Annotated in this window: 10 protein-coding genes; 7 read left to right on the top strand and 3 right to left on the bottom strand. The window is 66.3% G+C overall.

What is annotated here, in order from left to right; translation table 11 throughout:
• Positions 1 to 47 precede the first annotated feature (47 nt).
• Positions 48 to 1,550 carry an L-serine ammonia-lyase, iron-sulfur-dependent, subunit alpha gene (locus ACP699_RS14730; RefSeq protein ID WP_055876921.1) on the top strand — a complete coding sequence of 501 codons (1,503 nt, stop codon included), beginning with the start codon at positions 48 to 50 and terminating at the stop codon, positions 1,548 to 1,550.
• Positions 1,551 to 1,616: 66 nt separating this feature from the next.
• Positions 1,617 to 2,369: an AAA family ATPase gene (locus tag ACP699_RS14735; RefSeq protein ID WP_127481796.1), complete on the top strand. Its 753-nt coding sequence runs from the start codon at positions 1,617 to 1,619 to the stop codon at positions 2,367 to 2,369.
• A 136-nt stretch (positions 2,370 to 2,505) separates the two neighbouring features.
• Here the strand turns inward: ACP699_RS14735 and hrpB are convergent, their stop codons facing one another.
• The 3 genes from hrpB to ACP699_RS14750 form a co-directional block, all read right to left on the bottom strand.
• Positions 2,506 to 5,058, bottom strand: coding sequence for an ATP-dependent helicase HrpB (gene hrpB / locus ACP699_RS14740; RefSeq protein WP_288969970.1), 2,553 nt, complete (start codon positions 5,056 to 5,058; stop codon positions 2,506 to 2,508).
• Between the two features lie 205 nt (positions 5,059 to 5,263).
• The gene (locus ACP699_RS14745; protein ID WP_219869592.1) at positions 5,264 to 6,868 is read right to left on the bottom strand and encodes an SPFH domain-containing protein; all 1,605 of its coding nucleotides are present in this window, start codon (positions 6,866 to 6,868) and stop codon (positions 5,264 to 5,266) included.
• Between the two features lie 163 nt (positions 6,869 to 7,031).
• Entirely contained in the window at positions 7,032 to 7,460 is a 429-nt protein-coding gene (locus ACP699_RS14750; RefSeq protein WP_055877883.1) for a MarR family winged helix-turn-helix transcriptional regulator, read from the bottom strand.
• A 446-nt stretch (positions 7,461 to 7,906) separates the two neighbouring features.
• On the opposite strand from ACP699_RS14750, the gene ACP699_RS14755 reads away from it, so the two are divergent.
• From ACP699_RS14755 to ACP699_RS14775, 5 genes are all read left to right on the top strand, one after another.
• Positions 7,907 to 8,647 carry a TnsA-like heteromeric transposase endonuclease subunit gene (locus ACP699_RS14755; RefSeq protein WP_426172038.1) on the top strand — a complete coding sequence of 247 codons (741 nt, stop codon included), beginning with the start codon at positions 7,907 to 7,909 and terminating at the stop codon, positions 8,645 to 8,647.
• Positions 8,647 to 8,955, top strand: coding sequence for a hypothetical protein (locus tag ACP699_RS14760; protein WP_055876933.1), 309 nt, complete (start codon positions 8,647 to 8,649; stop codon positions 8,953 to 8,955). Before ACP699_RS14755 ends, ACP699_RS14760 begins: the two co-directional genes overlap by 1 nt.
• Before the next feature lie 197 nt (positions 8,956 to 9,152).
• Positions 9,153 to 13,034, top strand: coding sequence for a hypothetical protein (locus ACP699_RS14765; protein ID WP_302791050.1), 3,882 nt, complete (start codon positions 9,153 to 9,155; stop codon positions 13,032 to 13,034).
• Between the two features lie 466 nt (positions 13,035 to 13,500).
• The gene (locus tag ACP699_RS14770) at positions 13,501 to 14,070 is read left to right on the top strand and encodes a TlpA family protein disulfide reductase (RefSeq protein WP_055876938.1); all 570 of its coding nucleotides are present in this window, start codon (positions 13,501 to 13,503) and stop codon (positions 14,068 to 14,070) included.
• A gap of 53 nt (positions 14,071 to 14,123) precedes the next feature.
• Complete coding sequence (locus tag ACP699_RS14775) at positions 14,124 to 14,828, top strand: cytochrome c biogenesis CcdA family protein (protein WP_417541106.1); 705 nt, start codon at positions 14,124 to 14,126, stop codon at positions 14,826 to 14,828.
• Positions 14,829 to 14,865: the final 37 nt, after the last annotated feature.

A 14,865-nucleotide genomic window follows, 5' to 3' on the forward strand; every position in this document is an offset into this window, starting at 1 on the left:
GTTAATGGGGGTGAACTGAAGAGGGGAAGGCGGCGTACCCTGGACGAGTGACTGCGTACGTCTCGGCCTTCGACCTGTTCTCCATCGGAGTGGGGCCCTCGAGCTCCCATACGGTGGGCCCGATGCGCGCGGCCCTGGACTTCGTCCACCGGCTCGGCGCGAGCCAGACGCTCAGCGCGGTGTCGCGGATCGAGTGCACGCTGTTCGGTTCGCTGGGAGCGACCGGTATCGGACACGGAACGCCGGATGCCGTCGTGGCGGGGCTGCGGGGATTGTCGCCGGAGAGCTGCGACCCTGCGGAGGTGCGTTCGGCCTGGACCGAGTACCCGGCGGGTGAGCCGCTCACTCTCGATGGCCAGCAGCAGATCCCGTTCGCGAAGACCGACATCGTCTTCGCGCCACGCACCAGGCTGCCCGGTCATCCGAACGCCATGACGATCACCGCGTGGGACGCCGCCGGCGCGACGATCGCCGAGGAGACCTACTACTCGATCGGCGGAGGCTTCATCCGGCGTGAGGGGGAAGAAACGTCGATCACCTCTGCCGGCTTCCCCTATTCCTACGCGGATGCCGCGTCGCTGCTCGCCCTCTGTGACGAGAACGGACTGTCGATCGCCGAGGTCGCGCGACTGAACGAGACTGCGGTGCGCAGCGAGGAAGAGGTCGCTGCCGGGCTGGACGCGATCTGGAATGCCATGTCGGCGTGCGTCGATGCCGGCCTGCACTCCGACGGTGTGCTGCCCGGCATGCTCAAGGTGAAGCGGCGGGCGAGCACGATCCGTGCGCAGCTCGATGAGGTCGAGGCCGACGGGCACCGTGAACTCCCCGGCGAATGGCTCGGGGCTTTCGCGCTCGCGGTCAACGAGGAGAACGCGGCGGGCGGGCGCGTCGTCACTGCACCCACGAACGGTGCGGCCGGCATTCTGCCCGCCGTAGCGATGTACTGGTGGCGGTTCCTTGCCGACTCCGGGCTCGGTGCCGGCAATGCCGTGACGCCCTACGGCGAGCTGGTCGGAAGTGCGCTGCTGGGCTTCGGCCCTGACGGTCGCAGCCTCGCCGCGCAGGTGGATGCCGACCTCGACCCGGAGCAGACGGCCGAGGCCAACCGCCGCCGTGGCATCCGACGTTTCCTGCTGACGGCGACCGCTCTCGGCTCGCTGTTCAAAGCGAACGCCTCGATCTCGGGGGCGGAGGGCGGATGTCAGGCCGAGGTCGGATCCGCCTGCGCGATGGCCGCGGGTGGCCTCACCGCGGTGATGGGAGGCACGAACCGTCAGATCGAGAACGCGGCTGAGATCGCGATGGAGCACCACCTCGGTCTTACCTGCGACCCGATCGGCGGGCTCGTGCAGATCCCTTGCATCGAGCGCAACGCGATCGCCGCTTCGACCGCCGTGACCGCCGCGCGTCTCGCGCTGCGCGGAGACGGCAGCCACTACGTGTCGCTGGATGCCGTGGTCGAGACGATGCGCCAGACCGGCGCCGACATGTCGACCAAGTACAAGGAGACCAGCGAGGGCGGACTCGCGGTCAACGTCATCGAGTGCTGAGCGCCACTGGCGCGCCGTGTCGGTAGTCGCGGATAGCCTCCTCGGAGACCGACCGAGGAGAGTGTGATGGATCCGTTCTGGGACCCGCGCAGCAAGCGCCGGCGCCAGCAGCCGGTCGTCGCCGTGCATCCGACCGATGACGCGCCCACGCCCGGCGCGCAGTGGCCCACGAGCATCCCGGCCGTCGCCCAGGTGCTGCGGGAGGGTATCGATCTCGACCCCGGAGTGACATTCCTCGTCGGCGAGAACGGCAGCGGCAAGTCGACCATCGTCGAAGGGGTCGCGATCGCCTACGGATTGTCGCCCGAGGGCGGGTCGCGCCAGGCGAAGCACAGCACGCGCCCGACGGAGTCGCCGTTGTCGGAGTGGTTGCGGCTCCAGCGTGGCGTGGGTGCGAACCGGTGGGGTTTCTTCCTGCGCGCCGAGACGATGCACTCGTTCTACACGTACCTGGAAGAGAATCCCTCGCCCCGCGGTGACATCGCCTTTCACGAGATGAGCCATGGCGAGTCGTTCCTCGCGCTGCTGGAGAGCCGGTTCGATGAGCCGGGGTTCTACTGCCTCGATGAGCCCGAGGCCGCACTGTCGTTCTCCTCGACGCTCGCGCTCATCGCCGTACTGCAGCGCATCGTCGACGAGGGCGGCCAGGTGCTATGTGCCACGCACTCTCCCGTGCTCGCCGCGTTGCCCGGGGCGCGCATCCTCGAGGTCGGTGACTGGGGCATCCGCTCCGCCGAGTGGAACGACCTCGAACTCGTGAATCACTGGCGGTCCTTCCTCGACTCGCCTCCGCGCTACCTGCGTCATCTGCTCGACTGACCTCGGCTCGATCCGCGGCGCACGTCGCAGGCTGGCGAGTCGGTTCACGCCAGCTGCGGCACCGCGCGGCAGCACTCACGCTGCGGCCGCGCACGCATTGAGACGCCGGCCGAGGCCCCTCTCAGTGAGTGGAGCGTCAGCGGGCGGAGCGGTTCTTGGTGTGCCTGGTCGGTGCGGTGGCCCAGGGATCCTCGGGCCACGGGTGCTTCGGATACCGGCCGCGCATCTCGGCGCGCACCTGGGCATACGGGCCCGACCAGAACGAGTTCAGGTCATCGGTGACCGCGAGCGGGTGTCCGGCGGGGGACAGCAGATGGAAGAGCACCGGCACACGCCCGTCGACCAGCCGGGGAGTCTCGGCCCACCCGAAGCACTCCTGCAGCTTCACCGCGACCACGGGCCGGGCGTCGGGGTCGTCGGGCGCCGGGTAGGCGATGCGGATGCGGGAGCCGGTGGGAACTTCCAGACGCTCGGGCACGAGCTCGTCGAAACGCGCGGCCTCGGGCCACGGCAGCAGTCGGCGCAGCGCCGACGTCAGCTCCAGTCGCGCGGCAGGAGTGCCGGATGCCAGTGCGTCGAGCTCCGGCGCGAGCCAGGCGTCGAGGGCGGCGAGCAGCCCGGCGTCCGAGACATCCGGCCACGGCGACCCCAGTTCACGATGCAGCAGCGCCAGACGACGCCGCAGCTCGGCGGCCGGGGTGGACCACGTGAACATGCCCAGCCCCTCGCGCTGCAGCGTGCGGCGTACGGCGTCGCGGCCCTCTTCGGCCGATGCGCGCACCGGTGCCGAGGAACGCAGGATTGCTCCCACGCGCCGCTCGCGTCGTGCCTGCAGGCGACCTGCGACGAACTCTGCCTCGACGCGGTCGGTGAGCAGGTGGCTCGCCGCGTGCTCCATCTGCTCCTCGGTGAGCATCGCCGCCGACCGGACGATCGCCCCGGATCCGGCGGACCCGCGCCCGGACGCGCGCGCGACGTCGGCGATGGCCAGCCACTCGACCGCCGCGAGCGGGCCGGTCACTCCCGCGCGGGTGCCGGATGCCAGCAGGAAAGTCGCCCCGTCGGCCGAGCGGTCCACGCGACGCGCGACGCGCTCGGGGAAGGCCAGCGCGATCACGAGGCCGACGCCGTCGAGGTCGGAGCGCAACCCCGGTGTCGCCGTGCTCAGACGCTCGAGACGATCCGCGTCGGTGCGCCAGCGGCGGGCATCCGCCGTGCGTCCGCCTCGCAGGGCGATGAGTGCCTGCGCGACATCGGAGTCCGCGGAGCGCAGGTCGCCGCCCACCAGCGCGACGACCTCGGCGGCGAGTCGAGCGCCCACCGCTGGACCGCCATCACGCAGCGCGCGTGCGAGCCGCGGATCGGTGGGGATGCGGGCCAGGGCGCGGCCCTCGTCGGTGGCGCGGCCCTCATCGTCGATCGCGCCGAGTCCGTGCAGCACCGTGATGGCGTCGGCCAGGCTGTCAGCGGGCAGGGGGTCGATCAGCCGCAGACCGGCACCGCCCGGCGCACCCCAGCACGCGAGTAGCAGGGCCGCATCAGCCAGGTCGCTCGACGCGATCTCCGGTGTCGGTCGGGCGGGGGCGGCGGCGTAGGTGCGTTCGTCGATGCAGCGGACGACGGTCCCCGGTCCCTGGCGAGTGCCGCGGCCGGCGCGCTGCACGCTCGACGAACGGGAAGCCGCGGCGGTCACGAGCCCCGTCATCCCGCGCGCCGCGTCGCGCTGAGGCGTGCGCGCCAGGCAGGTGTCGACCACCAGCCGCACACCGGGCACGGTGAGCGAGGACTCTGCGAGCGAGGTCGTGACGATGATGCGGGTCTGCTCGTCCTGGCGGCGCCCGCGGATCACGGCATCCTGCTCGGACGCGGGCATGCGACCATGCAGCTCCCGCACGTCGAAGGCGTCGGTCGTGTCGCGGACGCGGCGGGCGATCTCCGACACCTCGCGGGCGCCCGGCGCGAAGACCAGCACATCGGCCGCGGGGTCGTCGCGGCGCAGCTCCCGAGCGGCGGATGCGGTGGTCCGCGAGACGTGATCCAGGAACGCCCAGGTGACACCGCGCTCGTCGAGGCGCGGTGCAGGGCTCGGAGCCCAGCGCTCGGTGAGGGGGAAGGCGGGAACATCGTGGTCGACGATCGGGGCTGGTTGCTCGTCGACGCCGAGGACGGAGGCGATGCGCGCGGCGTCGAGGGTGGCCGACATGGCGATGAGGACGAGGTCGTCTCGCAGCTCGCGTACCTCCGAGAGCAGGCCGATCAGGAGGTCAGTCTCGAGCGCGCGCTCGTGCACCTCGTCGATGATCACCGCATCGACGCCCTGGAGGCCGGGGTCGTTCAGCAGCCGCCGCAGCAGGACGCCGGCCGTGACGAATTCGACCCGCGTCTCCTTTGCGACCGCGCGCTCGCCTCGGACCGTGAACCCCACACGAGTGCCGAGCGGGGAACCGTCGAGCTGTGCGAGCCGGCGCGCGGCGGCCCTGGCGGCGACGCGACGCGGCTGGGTGACGATGACGCGGCCGGTCGAACGAGAGGCGAGCAGCGGTGGCACGAGCGTCGTCTTGCCGGTGCCTGGTGGCGCGCTCACCACCGCTGACGTGCTCGTGTCGAGCGTCTGGGCGAGCTCGTCGAGGGCAGCCGCGAACGAGAGTCCTGCGCCGATGGTGGCGAGGTCGAAGGCAGCTGACGTCATCGTCCCAGTCTGCCCGGTCGGCGTCGTCCGGCGTCGTCCACAACTCAGGACGGTTGCGTCCGATGCGGTCAGATCCGGCATTCTGGCCGGCCGCCGGCGACGAATCTCCTGAGTTATGGACGGGGGATCGGGGTGCCCGCACGAAGACAGCGGATGCCGCGACCGGAATCGGCCGCGGCATCCGCTGTCTCTGTGGTGACGGGGGCTACTCCACGTCAGCAGCCGGCGCTGCGGGCGGCGGCGGAGTGGTCGGGTTCGGAACCCGCGTCTGCGCAGGCGCAGGAGCGGCGGCCGCAGCCACACCCTCGCCGATGCCGCGACCGACGGCCTGCCCCTGGATGATCCCGGCGAGGTCGAGCCCCGTGGCCGAGTGGACGCTGTCGAACACCGACCTCATCGCGATTGCGCTGTCGGCTCCGACGACGTTCGAGGCGCCGTCTTCGCCCGAGCCTCCGATGATCGACACGTTGCCGATCGCGGCGTAGCCCTTCGAGAACTCCGCCATGATCGACGGCAGCACTTCGAGCACCCGCTGCGAGAGGAACGCGTCCTGGTTCGACGCGATGGCCTTCGCCTCCGCCTCGAGGGCGGCCGCTCGCGCGTCACCCTCGGCACGGATCGCGTCGGCCTCGGCGCTGGCGCGCAGGCGGCGGGCTTCGGACTCGGCCTCTGCCTGGGACCGCAGCGCGTCTGCCTCACCCTGCGCCTTCGCGACAGCCGCAGCTGCTTCACCGTCGGCGCGTGCCCTGTCAGCTTGGGCCTGCTGCTCGGCGATGCGAGTGCGGGCCTCGGCCTGCTTGACCTGCTCGATCGCGGCAGCCTCGGCCGCGCGCTCGCGGGTGTACAGCTCGGCCTGTGCGCGGGTCTCCGCCTCATACCGCTGCGCGTCGGCGACGCGCTTGACGTCGGCGTCGAGCTGAGCCTGCTTGTTCTCGGCCTGCTGCTGCAGAACGGCCTGCTGCGCCTGCTCGCGGGCGAGGTTCTCAGCCTGCTCGGCCTCGGCGCGAGCCCGACCGATGCCGGCGTTGGAGTTCGCAGTGTTGGTGTCGAGCGCGGTCTGCTCGATCAGGTTGGCTTCCTGGTTCGCGATGTTCTTCTGGTTGATCGCGCGGTCGGCGTTGGTCTGCGAGATCTCCGCGGACTGGCGCTTCGCCTGGATCTCAGGAGCACCGAGCGACTGGATGTAGCCGACCTTGTCGGTGATGCCCTTGATCTGGAACGAGTCGAGGATCAGGCCCTGCTCGGCGAGCTCCTGAGAGACATCGGCGGCGATCTGGTCGGAGAACTTCTTGCGCTCGCGCATCAGCTCGACGACCGAGAGGGTGGCCACGATGCCGCGGAGGGCACCTTCGAGCTGCTCGGTGGTGAACTGCTCGATCGCCTTGTCCTGCGAGGCGAAGCGCTCGGCGGCACGGCGCACCAGGATCGGGTCGGAGCCGATCTTCACGATCGCGACGCCGTCGACGTTCAGGGTCACGCTGTCGAGCGACTGGGCCTCGGCGTTGAGGGAGACCTGGCGTGAGCGCAGCGAGATGATCTCGTGGCGCTGCGTGATCGGGTTGACGAGCGACTTGCCGTTCACGATGACCGTGACCGGCGACTCCGACATCTCGGACCTGCTCGAGCCGTCTGCCGAGAGGACTGCGGTCTGCACCTTCTGCTTGCGACCGGAGATCACGAGTGCCTCGTCGGCGCGAGCGACCTTGATCCAGCTGCGTGCGAACAGCAGCAGGATGAGCAGTAGGACGACGACGACGACGACGGCGATTCCGACGATGACGAGGATGCCGACGATTCCGGCGATCTCCATGGATGACCTCCCTGGTTCCCCCCGAGGGGGCGGTCTCGAGCGCGCCGTGGTGCGCGCCTTCGTCCCCCACCCTGCCAGATAGTGCCCGCCCGCGTTGAGGAGACGACGGTTGTGAGCGGGAACAGGAGGACCTCGCACGGCGCTCTGCGCTGTGCAGGGGAGGTCAGCGGGCGCGGAGCTTCTCCGCGAGGTCGCGCAGCGCGCGCAGTTCGTCGTCGTCCAGGCGCGACATGCGGTCGGCGATCGAGCGTCCGTGCACGGTGGCGAGCGCGCGGAAGGCCTTCGCACCCTCGTCGGTGGCGCGGATCAGGGCACCGCGTCCGTCGTCGGGGTCCGCGCATTTCGCCACGAGTCCTCGCGTGACCATGCGGTCGACCAGACGCGAGACGCTGGGCTGACTGATCAGCATGTTCGAGGTGATGTCGCGCAGCCGCGCGGTCATGTCGGGGGAGCGGGTCACCGTGAGCAGCACATCGTATTCGGCCTGTGTGATATCGCTGTGCTCGAAGTCGCTCAACATCTCGGTGAACAACTGGTGCTGCGCGCGGAACAGGCTCTCCCAGGCCTCCAGGGCGAGCTTGCGATCGGTCATCATCACAGGATAGTGCGAACAGTAAAGGGCCGGTCGGAGAGGCTCCCGACCGGCCCTTGTCCCTTGCACCAAGAGTGTCCTGCAATCACATGCGGTGAGTGCCACAGCAAACATTCACCGTGTGATCACTGTATAACGGCGAGATAACGAATGCAACGGTTTGGTCACGGAAAGTTCGGGTGGGTGTCTGTATGTCCGATCTCACGAAAAGTGTCGGAGTCTCACGAAAGCTGTCGGAGCGTCTCACGAAGGTGTCGGAATCTCATGAGAGGTCTCGGTCGCACTCCGTGTCGACGAGACCCGTTGGGTGCTGGACGTACTCTGCCCGTGAGCCGATCCCCAGTCGGGCGATCCTTGTCAGGGCTCAGGACATAGGCCAGAACCGCTCCCCAGGAGAGAGGCTGACTGCCGAATAGGACGTATCCGTCTATGTCGATTGGATCCCTATGGACCTGGCGCAGCAGTGGCTCGCCTCCCCCGCTCCCGGCTCGGCTGTGAAGCGAACGCGCGTCGAGTATCGACTCGACGGTGTTCAACTGGAAGTCGACGCAGTCGATTGCAACGACGTCGCCTTCGAAAGAGGTGCTCCGGTCCATAGTTTCCCCAGTTGGCGCTTGAAGCGGCACTACGACGGATATCACTGGATGGGTGCGCTCGGCGTCTCAATCGGCTTTGAGTCGCTGACAGAGAGGGACTGCCTCATCGAGTTGGACCGCACGCCCGGCGTCGTCGGCGTCGCGAGCCAGCCGATGTGGATTCGGTGGACCGCGGCTGGGGGTATACGTGAGCACTATCCGGACTACTTCGTTCGTCTCGACGGCCGGCAGGCCGTGCTGATGGACGTCAAGCCTGCGCATCAGAGCGATGACGACGTCAGAGCGCAGTTCGACATGACTGCCCTGTTCGCTGCTGAGCGCGGATGGCGGTACGTCGTCTATGACGCCGAATCGCCGATCCGGGGGGGGGCGAACCTGCGATTCCTCGCGCCGTTTCGAGATAGCGCGATCAGCGAGGACTCTCCGAAATTGCCCGAGGGTGGCTTGCCGCCAGGCGAGGTCGCCAGCCTGTTCGACGTCGGATCCAAGGGGTACGCGCACTGTTACGCGCTCCTTTGGTTGGGTGCGCTCGAGGCAGATCTTGAGCAACCGCTCAGCAGTATGACAATCGTGTGGGAAAGGAGCGCGTAATGCGCGTTGCGGTCGGCGGGGCCCTCATGTGGCGTCGACGCAAGTACGTGGTTCTGTTCATCGAGAAGGATTCTGCAACACTCCGAGACGACGATGGCTCCGAAATCGAGGTTGCCGTGGACGAACTTGGACGCGAGGCAGCGCCCATGCCTTCGGACACGTCCGGGCTCCTCCATCTGTCTCTGCAGGCGGAGGATATCGAGCCGAGGACGGATCCCTGGCTACAGGCGCGCATCCGCATTGAGGCCTCCCGCAGCGACGTCGGGGTTGGAAAGGCCATTGGGTGTCAGTCCTCTCACAGCATCTGAGCATCCTGCGCCTATCGCCACTGCGGTGATCGTCGTTTTGGCCTCGCCGGCCCGGTCGCGAATGAGCTCGTTGCGTCGCCGTCGATCATAGGCAATCAGACGGCGACGAATGAGGCGATGAGATCCCGCGGTAGACATCCTTTGGCGTCGACGAACCCCGCGTCAGTCGTTAGATTCATGAGCAGAGGAGGCAGGGGATGCTCAACGTTTGGAGTCGGTCTGGGGCGGTAGCGGGGCGAGGTTTTCACTATCAGGACGCGGTTGGTGCGTGGCTCAGCGGTCGGCTGATCGCGGGCGAACTGGATGCGCAACGCATCGTCCCGGAGGGATTCGAAGATCTACATATCGACGGGCCCGAGCTGACGTTCGTGCAGGTGAAGAGCCGACAGGAGAAGCGAGGCGCATTCTCAGTCGGCGAGACTCTCGGATTTCTTGAGGAGATGTGGGCCAAGCACCTGGCCCGCGAAGCAGAAGGCATTGCTTCAGGTCGCTTGATGCTCATCCAAGAGCGAAGCGTCTCCGGGGAGGTCTTCGACGGGCATGCCGCAGTCCTGGCAGACCTGCCTCTGACTCACCCGCTCGTGGAAGGTGTGACGGAGAGACTGGGCTTGGATCATGCCCGAACCCTCCTACAGCTGACGACCTTGATCACTTTGGATTGGCAGGATGCGCAATCCGCCGCGGTGGATGCGATTACATCCGCCTCCGGGGCGGTACGCGGTGCGGCAGAACTTATTGAGCGCCTGCTGCGGATCGACATAGCAACCGCGGCGGATCAAAACGCGGCAGCTCCTGATCCGGACAACGCGGCGTTCGTGAACGTGAGCTCGATCTCGAAGCGAATCGAAGAAGTGCTAATTCTCCTTGACCGGGATGCCCTGGAGCGGGCACTCCTGGATGGCATCTGTGTTCCCGTTCAGTTCTCGAGCGACGCGGCGGCGAACGACTACTACTTGGGCACCGCAGCCCGGCCTTCACACATCGCATCTGGGTTGCCAGCGCCGATGCCGGATATCGCCGCGCAGGCAATCGAAAGCCTGAACTCGGGCGTTTCCGTCCTATTGACCGGTCCTTCCGGAGTCGGAAAATCAACCGCCCTCTGGTCGACGGTCTACACGCGCCGCGACGTCACCTGGTATCGAGTGACTCGCCTCTCGGCCGATGCCATCCAGGCAATCAGAGATCTCCTCACCGCGCGTATACCGAGCCGCCGAAACCAGATCGGTTTGGTCGTGGACGGCGTGGGGACGGGGGAGCTTGTCGGTTGGGACGCAATCAACCAGGCTGCCAGTGATTTCGAAGGCGTCATGCTCCTCGGGACGGTTCGCAACGAGGACCTCGTCAGCGTACAAGATCGGGCCGCGTGCACGATCGTGGAAGTTGCCCTCACGGAGGAAGTCGCCGAATCGCTGCACGAGAATCTTCGGCGACGCGGGTTGACCTCATACGCGCATTGGCGTGAAGCGTACGTCGAAGCGGACGGGCTGACGATGGAGTTCACTTACATGCTCACGCGTGGCCGTCGGCTCCGAGACGTCCTGCGAGACCAAGTGCTCTCTCGCGTGCGGGCACAGCAAGAGACCGAGCTCCAGATCCTCGCCCTGATCGCAACCGCAGGTAGATGGGCGATCTCAGTGCCTATCTCGGAACTGTCGGAGTTTGAGAACGGATCAGGAAGCCTGCGAAGCGCCCTGACGCGGCTGAACGAGGAACACCTCGTCCAAGTCATGAGTGAGTCGGTGCAAGGACTACATCCGGTGAGATCACGATTCCTCTCTGAGGTTCTCCATGAGCTGCCGCCACCGACCGCCAGCATGACGACAGTGAAGCTCGTATCCATGCTTCCCGCTCCTGCCTTACCGGCGCTGTTGGCAGGAATCTCGCAAGATCTCCCGGGTGCCTTACCGGCGGCCGTAGAGGCGCTTATCGTCAGGATGCAGTCAGGCGATAACGCAGATGTTCTTGAAGGGCTTCGCGCCGTGAAGTTCGTCGATCTGAGCGCCCGATCCGGGCTGTGGGTCGAAGTGCTCGATCGACACGATGTGCAACCGCCGTCAAAACTCTTCGCGATCCAATTAGCGCTGATCGATTCGGACCTAGCGAGTTTGCCGTTCCCGGAAAACGTCTCAGCGGCGATTGCAGAGTTGCGCGCCGCAGTGCGCGAGCCGTTCGAGTTTTTGGACAAGGCTGTGCAACGAGTGGGTGTGCGACGACTCGGCGAAGTGATACTCGACTTGCCAGATTCGGCCAGCGTGAACCAGGCCCTCGAACACTCTCGAAGCCTCGCGCCGGCGATCGCCAGCGACCTGGTGCAAACACTGGGGCGGATGCGCGAAGAAGGCCGTCCCGTCAGATCACTCGAAGTTGAGCCAGATCTGGACGAGTTGGCTGAGCTCTTGCTAGCAGCGGCCACGTTCGCTCCGGAAGTCGCGGAACTACTGCTCGAGGCCGCGGGGGGTGCTGACGGCGCGCAACAGCGCATCCTCGAGCGATTCCCCTGGGCGACGACGGTGGGAATCGTTGACGGTCCTGAGGGTGCAGTTTTCCGTGGCCAGATCCTTCACATTTCCGATCGAGTGCAGGGCGACGCTGACAGAAACGCCAAGGAACTTGCTCGGTTAGGGATCGCACTCAACCCGAGCGTCGTGCATGCAGACATCACCACCATTTGGGCGGACGGATCGCCGTATGAGGTCGCAGGTCATTCGATGGGTGTGTCGACGCTTCGTCGGCAGTATCTTCACTCGCGGTCGTCTGTGAGTGGCCATCGCCAGACCGCTGGGTTTGCCGCGGCTCGCTTGCACGACCTAACAGCGACTGATCGTGCGGAGATCGCGCTAACAGGAATCGCCATCGCCGCGTCGCTCCTCCCAAGGACTATCCGTGTGTGGCTCCGTGGTGAGAATCGTCCTTCTGTCATGTCTGCCATTCACACCTCTCGCGTTGAACTTGACGCGCTTGCGCGTCGCCTGGTCCCGGTGTTTCGCGAGCCGATTGCCGCTGAAAGCTCCGTTACAGCGGATAGCCTCCAGACTCTGCTTTCCGCGATCGCGGTGGACATCCCAGCTCGGCTGGCCGACGCTTCAGGGTATGTAGTGCTCGCGGCGCATATCAGTGACACCCTCGTGGATGCAGTGGGCAAGGCACGGCAAGAGCGGTGGGAGATGGTGGGTGCTGATCCCGACGGGCTGCTTGACGTCGTCGAGCAAGAGCTCCAGCAGCTTGCGACCGTGCTCCAGGAGGTTGGGTCAGGGGGGACGACACCGCAGGACATTCGGCGAGCCGCACGGTCTGGCGACTCGCAGCAGGCCTTGTCTCGCGCGAAAGACCTGTCAACTCGGAACGCGTTGCGGCGTGCCGAGCGCGGTCAGCAGGAGAGACTCGCGGTTCTCCGGGAATTCGGCCGGCAGGCTGATTCTTACTCACGGATCGTCCGGGGCGTTCGTGACGGCTGGCCGCCACGGCAGTACGCGATCGCGGTCAAGGCGGAGAACGTTGTCGACTGGCTCCTCGTGCTGGAGAGAACGCTCGCGGCTCTCACTCCCGCGGAGATGAGAGAGGCCTACCGTCCCGCATTGGTAGTCTTCCCGGAGATAGCAGGACGTCGAATCGACTCGTACGGCTGGCAGATCATAGGGTCTGCGTTCCCGATCGTCGAACCACTCACCGGTTGGGGCGGAGAGTTTCCGGAGGCGTGGGAGACGCCGAGGGCCGAGGCGTTCGGTGTGGGACAGCATGCGCTCGCTGTGTTGTCTGGGCTCGTCCTCCTAGAGCGCTCTCGGCCGACCGCTCTGCTTGCCGAAACGCGTTTGTCTGCGGAACGGGAGTTGCACGCTGCTCGCGCGGCCCTCGGCGCTTACCGCGATCGGATCACTCAGGACATTGCTGCCTTTCTCGACTCCTTGGCCGTACAGGTAGCCAGCGAAGCAGAAGGGGACGTAGACGAGATGTTCTCGGCTCAATTTGTAGCGCTCCTTCGGGGTCAGCAAACCCCGATCGCGAGACAGCTCAGCATGTACGCGAGTCTGGCGGTACAGGCCGACATAGATCTGGAGGTGGCCGAGGCGCTCGCTGAATGACGCTTCTTGATGCTGCGCTGACGCCCGACGACCGCGAGCGCAGGCACATTGGAGCACGGGGCGACCGTCAGTGACAGGTTTCGTGAGACGAGGTGATTGTCACCTAGGAACTGTCAGTCCCGGAATATCGCACCGATTTCGTCTCATTCTCTGTCAACTTTCATGAGATCGGACAACTATCGTGTCGTTTCTCACGAAACCTGGCGCATTCTCACGAAACCTGGCGCTGTTCTCATGAAAGGTGGCGGATTCTCGCGGATGTTGTCACACGGTCCTCCGGGATCGACACCTGCGTCAGCAACGCCGACGTCGCCTACGCATCAACTACCTCTGGAGAAGCGTCGGAAGCGGCAAGCGAGTTCAACAATGCGGTGGCCTGGTTCGGCGGACGCATAGGGGATCTGCGTACAGTGCGAATGTGCCTCGAGACCCACGCTTTCGTACCGTTCGTGGTGCGGTCGGAGTCATGCTCGCTGCCGTGTTCGCCATCGGTCTGAGCGGGTGTGCGCCGGATCCGGTCAGCGATTCCTTCCTCAAGGGTGAGAACACCGGGTATGTGGCCGCTGACGGCTCGATCGTCGAGATCCCGGTGGCCGAGCGGAGCGAACCGGTCGCCTTCAGCGGCATCACGGAAACTGGTGATGATTTCGACAGTGCCGACAACGCCGGCAAGGTGACGGTGGTCAATTTCTGGTACGCCGGGTGCGCGCCATGCCGCATCGAGGCGAAGGATCTCGAGAGTGTCTGGCAGGAATACGGCGGCGAGGATGTAGCTTTCATTGGCATCAACACCCGCGACCAGGCGGACACTGCCCAGGCTTTTGCTGACGAGTTCGGCATCACCTATCCGAGCCTGATCGACGTGAACACGGCCGAGGCGAAACTCGCTTTCTCCGAGGCCGTGCCGATCCAGGCGACGCCGACGACTCTCGTGCTCGACAGACAGGGCCGTGTCGCCGCTCGCATCATCGGGCCTATCGATGGCACCTCGATCCTCTCGACCCTCGTCAAGGACGCCCTAGCGGAGACACCGTGAACGCCGACACAATCATCGGGTCCGGTGCGCTCTGGCTCGCAGTCCCCATTGCGATGCTTGCCGGCCTCGTGTCGTTCCTGTCGCCCTGCGTGCTCCCGCTGGTCCCCGGCTACCTCGGCTTCCTCGGCGGAGCGGTCGCGCCGCGGTCGAGGGGCGACGCGACGCATGCAGCTGCGCCTGAGCGGCGTCAGCTCGTGGTCGGCGTGCTGCTGTTCATCCTCGGCTTCAGTGTCGTCTTCGTTCTCATCACCGCGCTGAGCGGGACGGCCGGCGTGTTCTTCCTACGCTGGGGGGACGTGATCACACGGATCCTCGGCATCGTCGTTATCCTGATGGGTCTCGTCTTCCTCGGCCTGCTCCGTTTCGCCCAGCGGGAGGTCCGCTTTCACGTCGGCTCCCGGGCCGGTGTCGTCGGGGCGCCGCTACTTGGAGTGGCACTCGGCATCGGCTGGGCGCCGTGCATGGGGCCGACACTTGCCGCGATCATCGCGCTTTCGTTCAACGCTGGCGACCCTGTCCGGGCCGGCTTCCTTGGCCTCATGTATTCGCTTGGCCTCGGCATCCCGTTCCTTTTGGTCGCGCTCGGTTTCGGTTGGGCGGCGAAGACGGTCGAGTTTCTCCGACGTCACATCCGGGTGGTGAACGTCTGCGGCGGCATCATGCTGATCGTCCTCGGGATCCTGATGGTGACCGGGCTGTGGACCGACATCATGTCGCGGCTGACAGCGGTGATGGGCAGCGTCATCCTCCCTCTCTGAGATCCCTAGCAAGGATGTCGCGAGTGACGACTGGAGC

The sequence above is a fragment of the Microbacterium sp. DWRC1-3 genome (assembly GCF_049896645.1).
GTDB lineage: Bacteria > Actinomycetota > Actinomycetes > Actinomycetales > Microbacteriaceae > Microbacterium > Microbacterium maritypicum.